The sequence below is a fragment of the Desulfobacter curvatus DSM 3379 genome (genome assembly GCF_000373985.1).
Classification (GTDB): domain Bacteria; phylum Desulfobacterota; class Desulfobacteria; order Desulfobacterales; family Desulfobacteraceae; genus Desulfobacter; species Desulfobacter curvatus.
Window position 1 is genome coordinate 14532 of the sequence record NZ_KB893092.1, and the last position, 19134, is coordinate 33665.

At 45.1% G+C, this 19134-nt stretch carries 24 protein-coding genes and 1 tRNA gene; 4 read left to right on the forward strand and 21 right to left on the reverse strand.

Going from position 1 to position 19134, the window contains the following annotated elements; all coding sequences use genetic code 11:
• Positions 1–3: 3 nt before the first annotated feature.
• From rpsI to B147_RS0121110, 18 genes are all read right to left on the reverse strand, one after another.
• The gene (rpsI, locus tag B147_RS0121025) at positions 4–399 is read right to left on the reverse strand and encodes a 30S ribosomal protein S9 (RefSeq protein WP_020589181.1); all 396 of its coding nucleotides are present in this window, start codon (positions 397–399) and stop codon (positions 4–6) included.
• A gap of 23 nt (positions 400–422) precedes the next feature.
• Complete coding sequence (gene rplM, locus B147_RS0121030) at positions 423–857, reverse strand: 50S ribosomal protein L13 (RefSeq protein ID WP_020589182.1); 435 nt, start codon at positions 855–857, stop codon at positions 423–425.
• Positions 858–929: 72 nt separating this feature from the next.
• A complete protein-coding gene (locus B147_RS0121035) occupies positions 930–1349 on the reverse strand; it encodes a bactofilin family protein (protein ID WP_020589183.1) in 420 nt (139 codons plus the stop codon).
• A gap of 44 nt (positions 1350–1393) precedes the next feature.
• Positions 1394–2341, reverse strand: coding sequence for a hypothetical protein (locus tag B147_RS0121040; RefSeq protein WP_020589184.1), 948 nt, complete (start codon positions 2339–2341; stop codon positions 1394–1396).
• Positions 2305–3627, reverse strand: coding sequence for a L,D-transpeptidase family protein (locus B147_RS0121045; protein WP_020589185.1), 1323 nt, complete (start codon positions 3625–3627; stop codon positions 2305–2307). Before B147_RS0121045 ends, B147_RS0121040 begins: the two co-directional genes overlap by 37 nt.
• Positions 3628–4665 (reverse strand): Holliday junction branch migration DNA helicase RuvB, encoded by a 1038-nt coding sequence (gene ruvB / locus B147_RS0121050; RefSeq protein ID WP_020589186.1) that lies wholly within the window; start codon positions 4663–4665, stop codon positions 3628–3630. It abuts the gene before it with no gap.
• A complete protein-coding gene (gene ruvA, locus B147_RS0121055) occupies positions 4662–5303 on the reverse strand; it encodes a Holliday junction branch migration protein RuvA (RefSeq protein WP_020589187.1) in 642 nt (213 codons plus the stop codon). Before ruvA ends, ruvB begins: the two co-directional genes overlap by 4 nt.
• Positions 5304–5306: 3 nt before the next feature.
• Positions 5307–5801 carry a crossover junction endodeoxyribonuclease RuvC gene (locus tag B147_RS0121060; RefSeq protein WP_033397750.1) on the reverse strand — a complete coding sequence of 165 codons (495 nt, stop codon included), beginning with the start codon at positions 5799–5801 and terminating at the stop codon, positions 5307–5309.
• 18 nt (positions 5802–5819) lie between these two features.
• Positions 5820–6665 (reverse strand): tol-pal system protein YbgF, encoded by an 846-nt coding sequence (ybgF, locus tag B147_RS0121065; protein WP_026259764.1) that lies wholly within the window; start codon positions 6663–6665, stop codon positions 5820–5822.
• 123 nt (positions 6666–6788) lie between these two features.
• Positions 6789–7367, reverse strand: coding sequence for a peptidoglycan-associated lipoprotein Pal (pal, locus tag B147_RS0121070; protein WP_020589190.1), 579 nt, complete (start codon positions 7365–7367; stop codon positions 6789–6791).
• 156 nt (positions 7368–7523) lie between these two features.
• The gene (gene tolB / locus B147_RS0121075) at positions 7524–8876 is read right to left on the reverse strand and encodes a Tol-Pal system beta propeller repeat protein TolB (RefSeq protein WP_245569074.1); all 1353 of its coding nucleotides are present in this window, start codon (positions 8874–8876) and stop codon (positions 7524–7526) included.
• A 15-nt stretch (positions 8877–8891) separates the two neighbouring features.
• Positions 8892–9863 (reverse strand): cell envelope integrity protein TolA, encoded by a 972-nt coding sequence (gene tolA, locus B147_RS0121080; RefSeq protein ID WP_020589192.1) that lies wholly within the window; start codon positions 9861–9863, stop codon positions 8892–8894.
• 9 nt (positions 9864–9872) lie between these two features.
• On the reverse strand, positions 9873–10292 hold the full coding sequence (tolR, locus tag B147_RS0121085) for a protein TolR (RefSeq protein ID WP_020589193.1): 420 nt from the start codon (positions 10290–10292) through the stop codon (positions 9873–9875).
• Positions 10293–10997, reverse strand: coding sequence for a protein TolQ (tolQ, locus tag B147_RS0121090; RefSeq protein WP_020589194.1), 705 nt, complete (start codon positions 10995–10997; stop codon positions 10293–10295).
• 339 nt (positions 10998–11336) lie between these two features.
• Positions 11337–12989: a chaperonin GroEL gene (gene groL, locus B147_RS0121095; protein WP_020589195.1), complete on the reverse strand. Its 1653-nt coding sequence runs from the start codon at positions 12987–12989 to the stop codon at positions 11337–11339.
• 97 nt (positions 12990–13086) lie between these two features.
• Positions 13087–13374, reverse strand: coding sequence for a co-chaperone GroES (gene groES, locus B147_RS0121100; protein WP_020589196.1), 288 nt, complete (start codon positions 13372–13374; stop codon positions 13087–13089).
• A gap of 81 nt (positions 13375–13455) precedes the next feature.
• Positions 13456–13710 (reverse strand): FmdB family zinc ribbon protein, encoded by a 255-nt coding sequence (locus B147_RS0121105; RefSeq protein WP_020589197.1) that lies wholly within the window; start codon positions 13708–13710, stop codon positions 13456–13458.
• A gap of 142 nt (positions 13711–13852) precedes the next feature.
• Positions 13853–14365: a hypothetical protein gene (locus B147_RS0121110; RefSeq protein WP_020589198.1), complete on the reverse strand. Its 513-nt coding sequence runs from the start codon at positions 14363–14365 to the stop codon at positions 13853–13855.
• A gap of 103 nt (positions 14366–14468) precedes the next feature.
• Between B147_RS0121110 and B147_RS31350 the strand changes: the two genes are divergently transcribed.
• Positions 14469–14573, forward strand: coding sequence for a 30S ribosomal protein bS22 (locus tag B147_RS31350; protein WP_004074089.1), 105 nt, complete (start codon positions 14469–14471; stop codon positions 14571–14573).
• Positions 14574–14684: 111 nt separating this feature from the next.
• Here B147_RS31350 and hflC read toward each other — a convergent pair whose 3' ends face one another.
• Positions 14685–15668, reverse strand: coding sequence for a protease modulator HflC (hflC, locus tag B147_RS0121115; RefSeq protein ID WP_020589199.1), 984 nt, complete (start codon positions 15666–15668; stop codon positions 14685–14687).
• Positions 15669–15670: 2 nt separating this feature from the next.
• Complete coding sequence (gene hflK, locus B147_RS0121120; RefSeq protein WP_020589200.1) at positions 15671–16747, reverse strand: FtsH protease activity modulator HflK; 1077 nt, start codon at positions 16745–16747, stop codon at positions 15671–15673.
• A gap of 351 nt (positions 16748–17098) precedes the next feature.
• Between hflK and B147_RS0121125 the strand changes: the two genes are divergently transcribed.
• From B147_RS0121125 to B147_RS0121135, 3 genes are all read left to right on the forward strand, one after another.
• Complete coding sequence (locus tag B147_RS0121125; RefSeq protein ID WP_020589201.1) at positions 17099–17422, forward strand: DciA family protein; 324 nt, start codon at positions 17099–17101, stop codon at positions 17420–17422.
• A 28-nt stretch (positions 17423–17450) separates the two neighbouring features.
• Complete coding sequence (locus tag B147_RS0121130; protein ID WP_245569075.1) at positions 17451–18128, forward strand: tRNA1(Val) (adenine(37)-N6)-methyltransferase; 678 nt, start codon at positions 17451–17453, stop codon at positions 18126–18128.
• Between the two features lie 38 nt (positions 18129–18166).
• Positions 18167–18258: transfer RNA gene (locus B147_RS0121135), tRNA-Ser, on the forward strand.
• A gap of 696 nt (positions 18259–18954) precedes the next feature.
• Here B147_RS0121135 and B147_RS29115 read toward each other — a convergent pair.
• On the reverse strand, positions 18955–19134 hold a 180-nt coding region (locus tag B147_RS29115; protein ID WP_020586660.1), incomplete at its 5' end, for an ATP-binding protein.

The following is a 19134-nucleotide window of genomic DNA, read 5'->3' on the forward strand; positions in this document are numbered from 1 at the left end:
TATTTATCTCTTTGAGAACTGGAAGCTGGCTCTTGCTCCCTTTTTCCCGTATTTTTTACGTTCTTTCTGCCTGGCGTCTCTGGTAAGAAAGCCGGCAGATTTCAGAACACCACGCAGATCTGGGTCGGATAAAACAAGCGCCTTGGAAACGCCTTGACGAATGGCACCTGCCTGACCGGTATATCCACCGCCCATTACAGTGATTTTAATATCAAAGGCATCGCTTTTATCAGTAAGAACAAGAGGAGAAGTCAACACGTTCCTATTCACCGGGATGTCAAAATACTCATCCAGTTCTCTATCGTTTACAACAATTTTTCCTGTACCAGGCATAAGCCATACTTTGGCCACAGAATTCTTCCGCTTACCTGTTGCGTAAAATTGGTTTGCACTTTCCATTTATCGTATCAAGTCCTTATGTATTAGAATTCGACGGCCTGAGGCTTCTGTGCAGCGTGGGGGTGCTGGTCGCCTGCATAAACAAATAACTTTTTCCCAAGCTTACGGCCCAACCTGTTTTTCGGAAGCATTCCACGAACGGCCTTTCTTAAAACATCTTCGGGTTTTTTCCCGAGCATTTCTTGGGCCGTCTGGGCTTTGATTCCTCCGATATAACCGGAATGGCGGTAGTAGGTTTTCTGTCCCATTTTATTTCCGGTCAAACGGACCTTGTCCGCATTGACAACAATCACCCAGTCACCAGTGTCCACATGAGGGGTGTACAGTGGGTTGTGTTTACCCCGGATTCTATACGCTATCTGGGAAGCAAGCCGCCCAAGCACCTGGTCTTTTGCATCAATGACGCACCAGTTCTCTTTGTTGTCAGATCTTTTCGCACTGTATGTATATTTTTCCAATGTTCTCCATGCTCCTCTAAATAAACGCAATCAGGCATAACTACATAATTTGAATTTTAAAGTCAAGCATTTTTATAATTCTATCTGTTTTTCCTCTTTCTGCTTTCCCCCCCCACCCTTTGGAAAAAACGATTTCTCTTTCTTGGCAGGTTCCATTTTGCTGGATGTCTTACAGGAGATATCCGCATTGAGCACCCCACCGTTCTCCACAATGAGGTCCTGGCATACAACTTTTCCCGCGCAGAAACCGGTGGACAGAATGATCAACTCCTTAGAGGCAATCAACTCTCCTTTAAAGCTGCCGCCAATGGTCAGACTAGATACCTTTGTCAAAGTTGAGTTCACCTCACCATCCTGGGCAATAATTACAATATCTCCGTTAATTGTACCCTTTACCTCCCCTTTGATGATCAGTTTCCCACAACTTTCTATGGAGCCGTCAATCTTGAGTTCCTTATCAATGATGCTTAGATTTTTTGTATTTTTTCTCACAACGGCTGTCTCCTTACAAATCGCGTAAAATTTGAAAATCCGTATCAACCCTGTTTATTTTTTCCGGTATCAAAGGTAGTCTTGAATAACAGCTTTTCCATTTCGTCAAATATAAACACGGAAGCTTCGGAAAAATCCTGCAGCTGCGTCTGGGTCTTAATGGTGAACTGAACAGGTTTAAACCGGGAAATGGAAAAATAGTGCCCTTGTTTATAGGGACCGGGAACACCGCTTTTCATAATTGAGGCTTTGGGTATTACCACCCACTTGTCAGGTGCTGCGCCTTCGGGTTTGAGCACACAAAAAATCCGACCGGATATTTCCTTGGAATTTTCTGAGGTATTTCTGACATTAAACCGAACAATAAGCTCATGGGGTTTACTGCCCGGTGAAAGAGAAAACGATCCAATACTTACGTTAGACAACTTTTCCGGTAATTGCTCGACCGATTGGTCAGTCTGTTCATCGGATTGGGTCCGGCTTGATGCCGATTTTTCATCATCCGATTCATCAGGCTCATCATCACCGAGTTTCGAATCAGGTGTTGCATCTGCGGACAACGATTCGGCACTATCCATTTTCCCCTTCATGCCAGAGCGCTTTTCTTTTTTAGGGGGCGGCTCCTGGCCAATCTTTCCGTCACGGGTCAATGCTTCAAGTTCAGCCACGTTACCCGTCACCACCAGCCTTGCCATGAGAATCTCTTTTTCACTAACCAAACGGTCTACTTTTTTTTCAAAAACTTCCCGGAAACTTTTTAATTGAACATTCTGATTGCTCACTTTGGCATAAAGCCGATAGAAAAAAACCGTGCCAAGCCCCCCTGCCAGGCTGACCACCAAAAAAAAACAAATAAGAACTTTAAGAAAAGCCCCGGATCGCATTTCACCGAAATCATTAATGATCAGAATACTGTTTTCCTTGCGCATTTTATGCGGCGCAGGTTTTATTTGGGCTATTTCCCTTTCCAGTTCTCTCGAAATATCTTCCATTCGCCATCCTGCCTGACAAGTTTAAGCTGTTTTCTTCCGTGGGTTGAAAATCCACTGGACTTATAGTACTGGACAAAGCTGACCGTATACCCGTCTTTCGTGGGGAAGGCCTTAAAATCTTTACCGGTAACCAAAATATAATCATATTTTCCGGCAAGTTTTTTCTTACGTTTCACCCATGCCGTTTTTCCCATACCGTCACAGACAAAATCACTGGTATAAAATCGTGCATATTTATCCATATTCTTTGAAGACCAGGCAGCCATCCATTGTTGAACTGTTTCAACCACCCGTTTATCTGTTGACCCATCCTGAAAAAGCATTCTTGAAGCAGCCAGCAGCGGGGTCTCACCGGAATTAAACGCTTTGTCTTTTGTCTGGAAAAAATCTCCTATGATAAGGGGAGCGGCAGTCCCCTGGCGAATAAAAAACTGACGTTTGCCCAGGTAAATTTTACTGCTGTCATCTCGGGAAAGACTCATGTCGAAGAGCACAACAACAACGCCACCCTGTGCATAAATACCTGTATTTTCTAGCACAATCTTAAGCCCTGCAGCATGTTGTGCATCAGCCTTATCCCGGATACTGAGCCACGTTTCCCACCATGAAATATCCGGAAGGTAAGTCTGGTCATAAAACGACAAATAGGCATGGTAACTTTGTGCAGCCAATGCCTTGGCCCATTGGTCAAGAAATCCGTTAATCTTTTTTTGGATCAGTGTCAGCGTATCAGGGGATGTATAATCAATCTGCTCAACAATAATAAGGGGCGTGGCGTCCAGGTGGATATAATCGGACAGGGCAATGATATTTTTATTTTCCATGGCAACGCACCCGTTTGAATCCATGGGCTTCAAAGTTTTGTCAGTTCCATGAATCCATATGGCCGATCCCTGCTTGCCAAGGCGCAGATCCAAAAAATTAGGATAGTCTGACGGAAACGCTTTTTCCCCGTATACCGGTGTCAGATAGCGGTCCTCAAATTCATCCTTTAAAAAATACACACCTTCCGGTGTTCTTTTATCACCGGACCGGGTCTTAGGCCCCGGATTTGCCCCAGTGGAACAAGGTGCCTGGAACGTAGGGCTGCCAAGGCCTTTTTTTTCAGAGTAGACATAAAGCATCTGGCTTTTTTTCTCTACGATAACGGCATTCTCATTTTCAGGTATCCGGATCAGAGCGGCCGGCACCGATGCGGCAGAAGACGTCCCCGGATAAAACCATACAAGACAGACAGACAGAATTATTACGCCCAATGGAATTGTTAGTTTCGTTTTGTTGATCATTTACCCTCTTTTTTCCAGATTCAAATGCCGGTATGCATGTTCCGATGCTTTTCTGCCGCTGGAAGTGCGCAGTGCAAGGCCGATTTTCAATAAATAAGGCTCCACCACATCCACCAAGGTGTCGGTCTCCTCCTGCAGGGTTGCGGAAATAGCTTCTATCCCCACAGGCCCGCCGTCGTAAAACCGAATAATCGTTTCAAGATAGTTACGGTCCAAAGGTGTCAGACCCAGGTTATCAATACCTTCCAGATCCAGAGCCTCCCGGACCCCTTTGGCCGTCATAAGCCCCTGGTGCCTGACCATGGCATAATCCCGGACTCGCTTTAAAAGCCTGTTGGCAATTCTAGGGGTGCCCCGGGATCTTTTAGCAAGCTCCAAGGCGCCGTCATCTGTGATACGGGTTTTCAAAATCAGGGCCGACCGCTGAATAATCACCGTCAACTCTTCAACAGAGTAAAAATCAAGGGTGCGAAATATGCCAAAACGATCTCGTAACGGTGCGGATAAAAGCCCAACCCGTGTGGTGGCCCCAATGAGTACAAACTGTTTAAGCCGATACCTGTGGCTTCTGGCATGAATTCCCTTGTCAAAAACAAAATCCACGGCAAAATCCTCCATGGCCGGATAAAGAAACTCTTCCACCACTTTAGGAATCCTATGAATTTCGTCAACAAAAAGGATATCACCTTCCCCCAGATTGGTCAAAATCCCCACAAGATCCCCGCCCTTTTCCAGGGTTGGACCGGAGGTAACGGTCAAATCCTTTCCCATTTCATTGGCAATTATGTGGGACACCGTTGTTTTCCCGAGCCCGGGAGGGCCGTGCAACAGGATGTGCTCTAAAGGTTCCCTGCGCATTTTTGCCGCCTGGATAGCAATCTTAAGTGTTTCCACAGCTGCGGTCTGTCCCACATAATCATCAAAGCAACCGGGACGAAGGGAAACGATTTCCTGGGAATGGTCTTCAATTTTCAACTTTTCTGAAACCACGCCCTTTTTATCTGAACTATAGCTTAAGATGTCCCCGTCAGCCGTCATCTGGTCTCCTGATAAATCTCATCAAACAAGTCTTCCGGGGTACTGATCGCTGGATTCTTTTCAAGGGCTTGCCGGATCATTCTTTTTGCCGATGACGCAGAGTGTCCAAGCTGTTCAGTGAGGACCTCAGTTACCTGCCTGACCATGATCTGTTTTTCTTCAGGTACAAAATCCGACGAATCCGTTCCCACAGAATCCGGCTCAGGGCTTTGGGCCGCGGCAAAAGCCAAAACCTTTCCGTTCAGCGTAGCGACAATTTTTTCTGCTGTTCTTTTTCCGATACCTGTTAATTGTGACAAAAAGGCCGTATCACGGTCTTCAATGGCTCGGGCCACCTGGGGCACAGGTCTTGTCAACGCTTTGATTGCCTTCATGGGCCCAATGGCGGCCACGGTAATGAACAATTGAAAAAAATCCTTGTCATCAGGCGTCAAAAATCCGATGAGCACAGGCTTGGGTTGCCGATCTGTGACATGATAATAAATATACAGCGCAATTGTTTCATTGGCCTGGGATTTTTCCATGCACATGGACAGGGTAATAGAGTCTAAAAGGATCTCATAACCGATATGGCCGGCCAACAGGATGATGCCGTCCGCCTCCTTGCGAAGAATTTTTCCTTCAAGATAAGCGATCATTTTTTAAATTCTCGTACCCCAATCCCCCCCATACCGGAAAAGCCCGGTCAATGCCATTCCCAACGCATCCGAAGCGTGAAAAGGGCGAATGGGCTCATGGTGATTTAATAAGTGACGCACGGCACGTTCCACCTGACACTTATCCGCACTGCCGTTTCCTGAAATCACTTTTTTAACTTCCCTGACAGCTACCTCGCGAATCTGCACTCCTGCCCTGAAAGCCGCTAAAATCAATATACCTGAAACTTTTCCCAACATAATACCCGATCCCGGATATTTTTCAAGGGAGTAAATATCTTCAATGACAACAAGATCCGGCTGCTGTTCAAGGAGAAAGGATTTGGTTTTACGGTAAATTTGATCCAGCCTTACCGGCGTGGACTCACCGGCATCAGTGGAAATGCTGCCAAAGGAATATCCGGCAATATGACGGCCCTGACCCTCAATAACTCCGATGCCGGTTCCGGCAAGGCCGGGATCAATGCCTATAATTTTCATAACCAGAAAAAAAGCCAATCAGTTGAGATTTTTAAGCTTTTCCTTGGCATATTTGGCTTCCTGGGAATTGGGATACCGCGTTATCAACTCTTTGAGAATAAGTCTGGCATTGGCCTTTTCACCAAGTGCTGCAAATGCATATCCCTGCTTGAGCCGGGCGGCTGCATTTTTATTTGAATTTGGATAATCTTCAAGTACTTTCTGATATTCTAAAATAGCCTTTTCATACCATTTTTCAGCATAATAAGAATCGGCAATCCAAAATCTTGCATTGTCAGCATTTTTGGAATCCGGGTATTTGTTGATAAAATTCTCAAACTGAATCTTTGCGTTTTCCAACTCTCCCTGGTCAAACAATTTTTTCGCATAGCCGTACAAGCCATCTTCAGTATCCTGTATCTCATTGGGCACAGGGTCATTATTCTGGCCTGGCGGTCCTGACACACTAGGTTCAAACCCCATATATTTTTCCAGGGCAATCACCTTTTCATAATTCCTGGAAATGGCATTATCCAAACGCTCCAGCCTTTTTTCCAGACTTTCCTGACGTTCCTGCCCAGTGATACCGAACTTGTAACGCACCTCTTCAAGCTGCCCTTGAATTCTGTGAAAGTCGTCTTTTAGCAACTGAATGTCGTACTTCACCTCAGCATAATTCTCACGGGTGGTTTTGGAAAACTCATCCACCTGTTGTTTCAAGCGTCCAAGGTCATCGGTATTTGTCTGATCAAGCGAATTCCGGCGACTGTTATTCTGTTCCATAACCGCCACCCGGGTCTCCAGAGCCGCATACTGATTGGGTGCCACGCAGCCTGTTATTAAAACAACTGCTGCAAGGCAGGTATAAAGACACAAAGGTTTCATTTGATACGAAATCCGAAAATAGTTAAAAGAAATATGGATACAGGCAGACAATCCCGCCTGCCTGTATCCGTCAAACGCACAAGGAAGACATCCCCAACAAGGTTATCTTAAATTTATGCCTTTTTACCTGATCACAAATTGTGCACGCCTGTTGATACGATAAGCCGCTTCTGTGGGTGCCGGATCCAGAGGTTTTTCTTCTCCATAGCTGACCGTACCCAGACGACGGACTGAGACACCTAAATCCACAAGATAATTTCTGGCTGCGTTGGCGCGCCTTTCACCTAGGGCCAGATTATAAACCGTGGTACCACGCTCGTCACAATGCCCCTCAATCATCACGGTATCAGAGGGATTGGCCTGCAGCCAGGCCGCTTTTTCCCGCAGCAGTTCCTTGGCCTGATCTGTAAGTTCAGAACTGTCGTAGTCAAATAAAATATTCTGATTCAGAAAACGGGACTTGGCTTCAAAAATCTGGGCCTGCCGCTGATCTTCGAGCTGCTGTGCTTCGATTCTTTCAGCCTCAAGCCGAGCAGCTCTTTCGGCCTCAAGCCGGGCAGCTCTTTCAGCATCCGTTTCCCCGCTTTGTCCCTGATTCACTGTACTAGGATCAGCCACCTTTGGTTTTGAACAGGCGACCATTGTCACAAGTCCTGCAACCAGTACTGCCATCACAACATTCATCAACAATTGTTTTTTCATCGAACTTCTCCTTTTTTAATTTACCTTTTAACTGTCTTACCTATATTTCTTTTTTCTTAAGTAAAGTCTGTGTAACCTACACAGATTTTTTAACTTTCGTTGTGGGTTGAGACTGGGTGTAGATAGACCAAGGACGCCCCATGGCCGTTATTCAGCTCAAAACCCTATATCACCAGACCAATCCGGTTCACTCTGGCTGCCGGACATGGAAAGAAGCCGGCGCTGATCCGTACCGGCTGCAGTCATGACAAACAAATGAGCCCGTCCGCCGTTCCTGTTGGATTTAAAGACAATCAGACTGCCGTCCGGGGACCAGCAGGGATCTTCGTTGTCGCCCTGTTCTGAGGTCAACTGCACCGGATTACCGATATGCGGATATACAGATATTACAAAAATATTTATTCTATTTTTTTCAATCCCCACATAAGCAATCTTTTTTCCGTCCGGGGACCATGCCGGGCTGGTATTATATTTTCCTATGAATGTGACGCGCCGGGCCTCTTCCGAATCCAGCCCCTGAATATAAATCTGTGGATTGCCGGACCGGGATGAGGTAAAGGCGATCTTTCTACCGTCCGGGGAAAATTTAGGCGACACATTAGATCCCCAACTCTTGGTCACTCTTTTAATAATTTCTCCTTTACGGGTCAACAAATATATTTCCTGATCCCCTGAAAAACTTAGCGTTGCCGCAAGAGTAAGCTTTCCCGGCATCCAGTCCGGAGAAATATTAATTCCTTTATAATTAACAATGGCTCCCAGGTTCTCTTTAAGATTTTTTATAAAAATATCAGGTTTTCCTTTGGCATATGAGACATAAGCCAGCCACTGGCCGTCATGGGACCAAGCCGGAGATAATGAGATACTTTTATGATGGGTGATCTGCCGGGGGTTAAATCCGTCAAAATCGCAAGAATAGATCTCTTTATTCCCATTGACGGTGGAAACAAAGGCAATTTTTGATCCGAAAACGCCGAAATTTCCAGTCAAGGCCTTTGCAACTTCCGCACAAAACCGATGAACCATGGCACGGATCTGGGTAGCCGGCCCGCTGTATACTTTCCCAACCAGCAATTTTGTATTAAAGGTATCCATGAGACGAAGCTGCAATTTTACCTGCCCGTCAAGCTCTTCTACGCCACCGGTAACCAAAAGTTCAGCCCCAACGCCTGTCCAGTCCTTAAAATTTATCTGCCCCAGTTGAATACCTGATTCCGCAGGCTTTGATAAAAAAGCCGTTGGGTCCATAATTTTCAGGTATCCCGTGAAATCAAGTCCTGCTTTTAAAATCTGTTCGGCCTGAACGCCTGCAGCAACTTCAGCCTCATGGCCGCTGAAATTTTTGAATGAGGTCACGGCAACAGGTGTTTTGTTTAAGAAAGGATTTGAAATACTGATATAATCATAATCCTTTGCCATGGCCGGGACAGACAGAAGAACGATAATTGCCAATAGCCAGCCTACCTTGTACAGCACATGAACATATTTGCTTTGTCTCAATTTAATCACCCGTTTTATTTAAGATTACTTAAGCCCCCGGGGGGAAAACCCCAGCACCAAATCATAGGAAAACATCCCCTTGGGCAGTTCCGGCAAGGGATTTGCCCTCTGTACGGCCTTCTTAGCAGATTCATCCAGATAATGGTTTCCAGACCGGGTTTCAAATGAAATATCCCGGATCTCCCCGCTTTTTAATATTTTTATGAAAAGTCTAACTTCAAGTTCCTGATTAAGTCCGGCCATGGCCTCATTGAAAACCCAATTCTGTTCAATGGCAGATTTGATTACCATTTGATACAGCCTCAACGGACTGGCTTCTCCGCCTCCTCCGCTGCCTGTTGCACCAACAGCCCCACTACCGCTGGAATTAGTGCCCTGGGCACCATTTTCTTTTGAGGCGACCGAAGCCTTCATCCGTTCCAGGGCGCTTTTAAGTTGAGCCTGCCTCTGTTTTTCACGCTTTTCAGCCTGTTCTTTTTTTGCCTTTGCAAGATTACGTTCCATCTTCTTCTTGGCTTCTTCCTCTTGCTTTTTTTTCTTTTCAACAAGATTTTCTTTGGGCGGCTTTTTTTGGGGCGGTTCCTTTTCTCTGGCTGCGATCAGCTCTTTAAGATTTCGGGGTTTTGATTTCAAGCTGACCTCAGGTTTGATTACCGGGATTTCCGGTTCCCTGGGTTCAGCCGGCTGGGATTGAATTTGTGAAACCGCATCAGGGTTCACCTTGTCCAAGTTATCGGAAGGCGATTCATCAGGCAGCTGCGATTTTTCCGAAGTTTGGGCACTGGCAGGCCCGGGAGCAAACGTAACCAAATCCACAGTAATAACTCTGGGTTTGGGTGCGGAAAATTGGAAATCATGCAAAAAATACAGACTGGTAAAAAAAAGGACATGGCAAATCAGGGATACCAGACAAACCCCAAAAAAACCTCCGGGTGCAATACTTTGGGGCTCGCTGATAAATTTTTGCCTGTTTTGAATTTGAGACCGGATATTCATCTGACGCCATTAACCAGCCTGATCTTCATCCCCAGGCAGGGTGATCATGCCAAGGCTGGTGACACCGGCTTTTTTAATCTGGGACATAATGTTGACCACTACACCATAGGGTACTTTTTTATCTGCCTTCAGGTAAACATTTTTCTTATCCAGATTCTCCATGACCGCTGCAAGCTTTTCTGCCAGAAAAGCGGCACTGATCTCCTGCTCGTTAATATACACTTTCATGTCAGCATCAATGGAGATGATCAGATTCTGTTCATCCGTGGGCAATGATTGGGCGGTTGCCGTGGGTAAATCAACGTCTACGCCCTGAACCATCATGGGTGCCGTAACCATAAAAATTATCAATAAAACCAACATGACGTCCACAAAGGGTGTCACGTTGATTTCAGACATCAAAGGGTCATTTCCTGATCCAAGCTGCATTTAGGCCTCCAGCTTTTTAAAAACATCCCGTTCAATAATATTCAAAAGATCTGAGGAGAAACTTTGAAGTTCCGAATTCAGCACCCGTATACGGTCATTAAAATAATTATATGCAATAACCGATGGTATTGCCACGGCAAGTCCGGCTGCAGTGGCCACCAAGGCCTCGGAAATACCGGGTGCCACAACGGCAAGACTGGCAGACCCGGAGAGCCCGATGCCCTGAAAGGTGCTCATGATACCCCACACCGTACCGAACAGGCCGATAAAAGGCGCTGTATTACCTGCTGTTGCAAGAAAGGATACCAACTGGGTCAATCGCCGGTTTTCCACATTAATGGCCCGGTTAAGTGTACGTTTGACACTTCCCATGGTCTGAAAAGTTGATCCGGCATTTTTCTTTGCGGCAAGATTGTCCTTATTCTCGGTTCTTGCAGCCTCCATGTAAGCGGCAATAAAAAGCCGGGCCAGGGGGCTGGGACGAAGCGCCTTGGCTTTGGAAAAAGCATCAGCCAGGGTCCGGCACTGCCAGAATACTTCGGTAAAATCAGCCGAATCCCTGAATGCCTTTCTCATATACCGAAATTTTATGAATATGATAGACCAGGAGATAATAGAAAAAAACAGCAGCAACAACATGATAAACTTTACAACTGGCCCGGCATTGGTGAGCATATATAACAGGCCGACTGATTCAGTGGTCATTCTTTTTTCCTTAAACTATGTTGGCTCCTAGGAAACATAACAGACAAGAAGGCATAAATCTATAAGGTGTTTGGGCGGAAAGTCACCCATCTGCGGCGTTGCAGAAGAATTTACAATCCCCACAATCATAAGCTTGCTTAAGGGGTGCTAATTTTTCTGCACCTTGCATCTGGGCAACTTTCCGCCCAAACACGAGGTTTAAGTTCAGGTACTACATATGCGATCACCGACCCTCAAGTCAATAAAAAAAAGCCCCCTTGCCTGAGACAAAGGGGCTTAATATCACCAAATCACATACATCATAGCCGAATAAACCGGCTCATGGTGTCACAGGATCGACTACATCATACCGGGCATTCCGCCGCCCATGCCGCCGCCCATGCCGCCGGGCATTCCGCCGCCCATGCCACCTGCATTTTCTTCAGGTTTTTCAGCGATCATGGCTTCGGTAGTCAGCATGACAGATGCAACAGAGGCTGCGTTTTGCAGGGCAAAACGGACCACTTTCTTAGGATCGATAACGCCGGCTTCGATAAGATCCTCGTATACGTCGGTTCTGGCATTGTATCCAAATGCGCCGTCACCCTCTTTAACCTTGTTGATAACAACAGAACCTTCAACACCTGCGTTGTCGGCAATTTTGCGCAACGGCCACTCAATGGCCTTGGCAATAACCTGAACACCCAGTTTTTCTTCACCGTCCACATCAAGGGAGTCAAGGGCAGGAATGCATCTAACCAAGGCTACGCCGCCGCCGGGAACAATACCTTCTTCAACAGCTGCACGGGTTGCATTCAACGCATCTTCAACGCGGGCTTTCTTTTCTTTCATTTCGGTCTCAGTAGCGGCACCAACATTAATTACAGCCACACCGCCGACCAGTTTAGCCAGACGTTCCTGAAGTTTTTCACGGTCATAATCAGAAGAAGTTTCATCAATCTGGGCACGAATCTGTTTTACGCGGCCTTCAAGAGCTTCTCTGGATCCGGCACCGTCAACAATAGTGGTATTGTCTTTATCAATGGTGATCGTCTTGGCCTGGCCAAGGTCCTGAAGGGTAATGTTTTCCAGTTTGATACCGATATCTTCGGAAACCACCTGACCACCGGTGAGGATGGCAATATCTTCGAGCATGGCTTTTCTTCTGTCGCCGAAACCGGGCGCTTTAACGGCAGCCACATTCAGGGTACCACGCAGCTTGTTAACAACCAGAGTGGCCAGAGCTTCACCTTCTACATCTTCTGCAACAATGACAAGGGGCTTTCCTGTTTTTGCGATTTCTTCCAGCACAGGAAGCAGATCTTTCATGGAGGAAACTTTTTTATCGCAGATCAGGACAAAAGGATTTTCCAGGGCAGCAACCATTTTTTCCGTATCGGTTGCGAAATAGGGGGAAAGATATCCGCGGTCAAACTGCATACCTTCGACAACATCAAGGGTAGTATCCATGGACTTGGCTTCTTCAACGGTGATAACACCTTCCTTGCCTACTTTGTCCATGGCCTCGGCAATGATGTTACCAATGGTTTCATCATTATTGGCGGAAATAGTGCCGACCTGGGCGATTTCATTCTGGTCCTTGGTGGGTTTGGCAAGTTCTCCAAGGCCGTCAATGACTTTGGCAACAGCTTTGTCAATGCCTCTTTTGATCCCCATGGGGTTGTTGCCGGCAACGACCAGACGCTGGCCTTCTTCGTAAATCGCCCGGGCAAGGACAGTGGCGGTGGTGGTACCGTCACCAGCCATATCAGATGTTTTTGAAGATACCTCTTTAACCATCTGGGCGCCCATGTTTTCAAATTTATCTTCGAGGTCAATCTCTTTGGCAACGGTTACGCCGTCTTTGGTAACATTGGGAGAACCCCAGGATTTATCAATAACAACGTTTCTTCCCTTGGGACCAAGGGTAACCGTTACGGCGTCGGCAAGCGCCTGAACACCTTTGAGCATAGCTTCACGTGCTTTGGCATCGTACTTAATTTCTTTAGCCATTGTATTTTATCTCCGTCAAATTTTTAAATTATAATAAAGTATATGTGAACTTAAGCCTATCGACCTGAAATTATGAGCTTCAGGATGATAGAAAATATTAATCAACAACGCCCAGTACATCGTCCTGGCGCATGATCAGATAATCAATTCCGTCAATTTTAACTTCCGTGCCACCGTATTTGCTGAACAGTACGCGATCACCCACTTTCACGTCCATGGGAAGAAGCTTTCCGTCTTCGCCCATACGTCCGTTACCGGTTGCAACAACTTTACCTTCGGCAGGCTTTTCCTTTGCTGTGTCCGGGATAATGATACCGCCTTTGGTTTTTTCATCTTCTTCAACACGTTCAACAAGAATTCTGTCGCTCAATGGTCTGAAACTCATGATACAATTCTCCTTTAATTATAAAAGTTGAGCATTAAATTTTATTTTTGAATTAAGTCAACTCGTTAAACAGATCGCCATCTATTTGGAATCTGATTTTGAGGTTGGCTTTTCTGATTTGGCTGATGACTGTTCTTTAGGCTTTGAACCGGCCTTGGCTCCGCCGTAATCCGTTACATACCATCCGGATCCTTTAAGGTGAAAGGTGCTTTGGGAAATAATCTTTTTTAGGCTACCATTGCACCTGGGACAAACTTCAAGGGGGGACTCCGAAATTTTTTGAAAAACCTCTTCTATATGTCCGCACCCACTGCATTGGTACTCGTAAACCGGCATTTTGTTTTTCCTTCCTCTAAATTACTGAAACCGTCTATTTTAAGGGACTCCTTGCTTGAAAAACAAAACTAAAATAATAAGTCTTTTTTCCTTGTCAAGGATGGATGCTTAAAATTTTTAAGGATATTCCAGTTTATACCCATCAATACCATTGTGCATAAAATTCAAAAACTTGTGACATCCCGGACACGGTTTGGGAGGCAATAATATCGCGGGTTATTCCATGCACTTTTTTTTCTTCTTCCAGGGTCACCTCTGCTTCACAGGCATTTTCATAGCGATGTTCAAACCGTGCAAACCGAACCACATGAACCAGTTCATGGACCAGGATGTACAAAAGAAAAGGAGCAAGACAAATTTTAGATTTTTTTGCAATAAATAAAATAATAGCAGGATCCTGGATGCAGACATGATAGAGACTGAAGACAGAAGAGCTTAGAGAAAGATCCTGCCGCCGGCCTTCATACTTAAGCACTTGGGCAAAAGGGCCTTCCACCCGTTCATGGGGAGCCAGATCCTTGGCCGTTTTAATATCATATCTGTGTTTAAGCCATTGGGAAGAGGACAACTTAAAATAATTGTACACCATCTCCTCAGCCCGCAGTGCTGCGGTTGCAACCTGTCCAAGTTCACTTTCATTAAAAAACCGTGCCATTTACACGCCTGCTCCATACAACAAAAGAATGGACACTTAATTCAAAACTATGCTATAGTCAAAATTTAGCAAATCAAATGACAGTTTACTGATTTAAAAGGAGGTGATTTTTTTGGGTAGCGTTATAAAAAAGAGAAGGAAAAAAATGCGCAAGCATAAACATAGAAAGCTCCTTGCCAAAACCAGGCATCAAAGAAAGAAAAAATAGGCTCTAAAGAAACTGGATTCGCCTTTTTCTTTCCTAAGCCCGTGGGGAGTATTGAGTTGTATCAACTCAGCTCAATACTCATATCCCACATATCCAAATCCGACACATCTCTTAATTTGAACTTTCCTTAAAATATTTCATCAACTCGGAGTCCGTTGACAATATAACGGTGCTGTCCTTTTCAAGCGTCTTTTTGTATAGCTCCATGGTTTCCACAAACGCATAGAATTCGGGATCTTGACCATAAGCGGCTGCATAGATCCGGGTAGCCTGGGCATCGGCCTTACCTTTTATTTCCTGGACCTGCTTATACGCCTGGGACTTGATTACCTGCAACTCCCGTTCTTTTTCTCCTCTGATATTACTGGCTTCACCTTGACCTTCTGCCCTGAATTTTTCTGCGATCTGATTTCTTTCTGCAATCATCCGGTCATATACAGAACTGCGAACACTGTCGATATAATTAATTCGCTTAATTTTAACATCCACAACCTGAATGCCAAACTCCGCTAATTTTTCCCGTGCCTGTTTTTCTATCTGACGGGCAATTTCAGCCCGGCCCAAATCCACACGGTAGCGAACCTTCCGCTTTGGCGAGTCCTCACCTTCCTTTGCCTCTAATCCCTGAATGGCATCAAACGTATCCATGGGGCGGTCTGTATTCCTTACACTTTCCACAAGCGGGTATGCAGAAATCAAATCACGCATGGCCGGATCAATAATATCATCCAGTCTTTTCAGTCCAGAAAATTCATCTTTCACTGTCTGAAAATAAACAATAGGATCACTGATCCGCCACCGGGCAAAGGTATCCACCCAGATATATGTTTTATCTTTTGTGGGAATCTGTCCCGGATCCCCGTCCCACTCAAGCAAAATTTTAGGAAATTTATTCACCTTCTGGATAAATGGAATTTTAAACTTCAACCCCGGTGTTTTCTTTGCATCGCCCACAATACGCCCGAACTGGGTGATGACCACTTGCTCGGTTTCATCTATCACGTAGGCGGAATTATATAAAACCAACGCTGCAATGACTGCAATAGCCAGCAAAACCCCACTTACCCTTCCCATATTGTTATTTGTATCTTCCATATCTATTTACCTTTTTGAAGGGTTTGAGCTGAAAATTTAGCTCCCATATTGACAAACGGCAGCAAATTTTTCTGATCTGAATCAATGATATATTTATTTTCCAGCTTGGGCAAAACTTCAAGCATGGCTTCCAGATACATCCGTTTCCGGGTCACATCCTTTGCCCGGACATACTCATCGTAGATAGCCTTAAATTTGGCAGCATCACCCTGGGCACGGTTCACCCGATCCACAGCATACCCCTCGGCATCTTTGATCACTCGCCTTGCTTCACCCCGGGCCAGGGGAATCGCCTTGTTATATTCTTCTCTGGCCTTATATATGGTCTGCTCTTTTTCCTGGATGGCCTGGTTAACTTCATTAAAGGAAGCTTGCACCGGTTCCGGCACATTTGTTTTCTTCATTTCAATATTGACGATGCTGATCCCGGCTTTGGCATTATCCATTTCCTTTTGAAGCATTTCCTTGGCGGCACTGGCAATTTCTGCACGGCTTGAAATAACCTCATTGATGCTCCTGTCTCCCACAACCATTCTCATGGTTGCTTCGGACATATGCCTTAACAGGGATCTGACATCTTTTACATTAAACAGATACGCCCTGGGGTCGGATCGGCGATACTGAACAATCCAGGGGACAACGGCTACATTAAGGTCACCTGTGAGCATTAAAGATGCCTCCTGCCTGGAAGATTCCGCAGATGAACGATATGACCCGCCGCCGTTGTACGTTTTAAATCCGAATTCTTCGGTTTCAACCTGCCGGACATTCACCTTGGTTACTTTTTCTATGCCTGCGGGCATCTTGAAATTCAGGCCGGGCTGGGCCAAACGATTATACTTTCCGAAACGCTGAATCACACCGACCTCACTTCGCCCAATGGTAAACACGGTGGAAACGCCTATTACCAAAGCGAGGATAATGATGCCAATAAAAAAGATGCCGGAAAACTTAAACCCCTTAAATTTATTTAACAGATCATCCATCTGAGGCGGTGTAGGCATCCCAGGCCCTCCTCCGCCTTGTTTTTGTTCATATTTTTTCTGATTTTCTCGAAGCTTTTCCCAATCCCAATTCATAAAATTATATCCTATTAATGAATGACCAATTTGATGATAATCATTGTATCCATTGCTGCATTTGAATATTTTATTTAGGCAAAATATTACTCTAATTATAAGAATCAAGGTTAAAAGGCAATATTTTTATATGAAAGGCCCAATAAGTTGTTGATGCCTTTCATATTTTGTTGTGGGTTGAGCCGGGGTTTTGATAGACCAAGTCAGCCCATGGGTGTTATTCGGAACAACGCGTGTGGCAAAGAATATCAGGCAAGCCGGCAACATGGCCGGACCGCACTTTGGATTCCCTATTGTTTGATATTATGTTATGACATTATTGAATCATAAAACACCAATTGGAAATTGAACATGGCCCCTCAAAAAACAAGTACAAGTCACTTGACTCATATCAGTGACATATTGGCAAAAGCGTTGTCAAAATACAGACCATCCCAGGAGACGGAGATCACGCAGATATGGGACATATGGGATTTGGCGCTGGGAAGCTCCATTGCCCAGAACGCCAAACCGAATACATTTAAAAACGGCCACTTGCAGGTGACCGTGTCAAGCTCGGTATGGATACAGCAACTCAAATTCCTGGAAAAAGAGATGATTGCGAACCTGAATGCAAGGCTGAACACACCCTTAATTACACATCTACGGTTTAAAATTGGAGAAATACACTACTGATCAACTTTTTGGGGGCAAATTATCTCTTTTGCAGCCGGAAAAGGGCTACCGCTACAGCATGGATCCCTTTGTGTTATGCAGTCAGGTTTCATCCGTTTGTTCCGGAGATCGCATCCTTGATGTCGGGTGCGGCTGCGGTATTATTTCGGTTATCCTGGGATATTGCTTTCCTCAATCCCATATTACCGGCGTTGAAATTCAAACCAACCTTGCTGAAATTGCGCAGAAAAATATCAACAACAACAAACTTGAACAGACGGTATCAATTATTAACGCGGATATTAAGCATATTAGTTCCGAATTCACAAACGGGCCTTTTGATCTTATCCTATCAAACCCACCCTATAAGAGACATAATACAGGAAGACTAAACCCGGATCTTGAAAAAGCCATCGCCCGCCATGAGATTACCATGGATATCCAAGGCCTTACCACAAAAGCGGATACTCTTCTCAGACACAAGGGCCGATTTATGATCATTTTCCCCTCCGAACGTCTGCCGGATATCGAACAGGCAGTGCAGCCAACATCTATTTTTCCGGAGTGGATACGCTATATCTATACCGGACAAAAAAAAACAGCAAAGCGTGTTATTTTTTCAGGAATTAAAGATATAACCGCCCCCAAACGCATTCTGCCGCCCATCTATCTGTCGTCAAACAATCTTTTGGATACGGATATATTACCCAAGCGCATTATTCCTTGACACTTTGATTAAAAGATACTATTTTGCTTGGGTCTTTCGGAGAGGTGACCGAGCTGGCTGAAGGTGCACGCCTGGAAAGCGTGTGTACTCTAACCGGGTACCGGGGGTTCGAATCCCCCCTTCTCCGCCATAAGACTAATAATATCAGCAAGTTATAAGCGGTTTTTTTAGTTTAGATACTATTACAGATACCAACCCCTAAAGCGGTTGGTTTTTGTATTTTATGGCCTGTCTCTAACAAATCCACCCACCCCAAAAATGGGGAGATCTCCCCGGCATCACGGCTATGAATAAAAAAAGTCCGCACCAATGACGCTCCTGCTTGCATAGAATATTTTTTGAAGGATTTTGGGGGTGATCATAACTTCGGCCACTTTGTGCCAATCTCTTTTAATTGGCTGCAAAATAACGTGGAATTACAGATGGTTGATAGCAATCTACATCTGGTCACCACATATGTGGCCCATCTTACGATCAAGCCCTACATTTTTTTCTTCTATATTTCATTTTTACGTTCTGTTGACATTTTAACGTAAACATATCAAAGCGGCAGCAAATCGAACAAAATACATATAATTTTTTGCCCATTTTTCAAACCGTGAGAAAATCCGACGGAATTGTTTCAGCTTGCCAATAAAACGCTCGATAAGATTGCGTTCTTTATAGATATGCTTATCATATTCCCGAGGTACCTTTCGGTTTGATTTGGGGGAATAACCCGGATGGCCACTTTAAAATCCCCCACCCGTGGCCGGGTCAAAATCCCCCGGCGGCAGAATATTGAGATCTAAGTTATTCTCTTAATATCTTCCATTTTTTCCTTTTTTCATCCCTCCCTATTGTCGCGCAGCTGAGAGAGCCGGTTGGCAGCCTCTTTGAGTCGGTAACTCTTCCCTTCAAATTTCAGCAGATGACCATGGTGAAGCAACCGGTCCAGTATGGCCGATGATGCGGCATTGTCTTTGAGAAGCAGGCCCCAGTCTTCAATGGGGCGATTTGAAGTGAT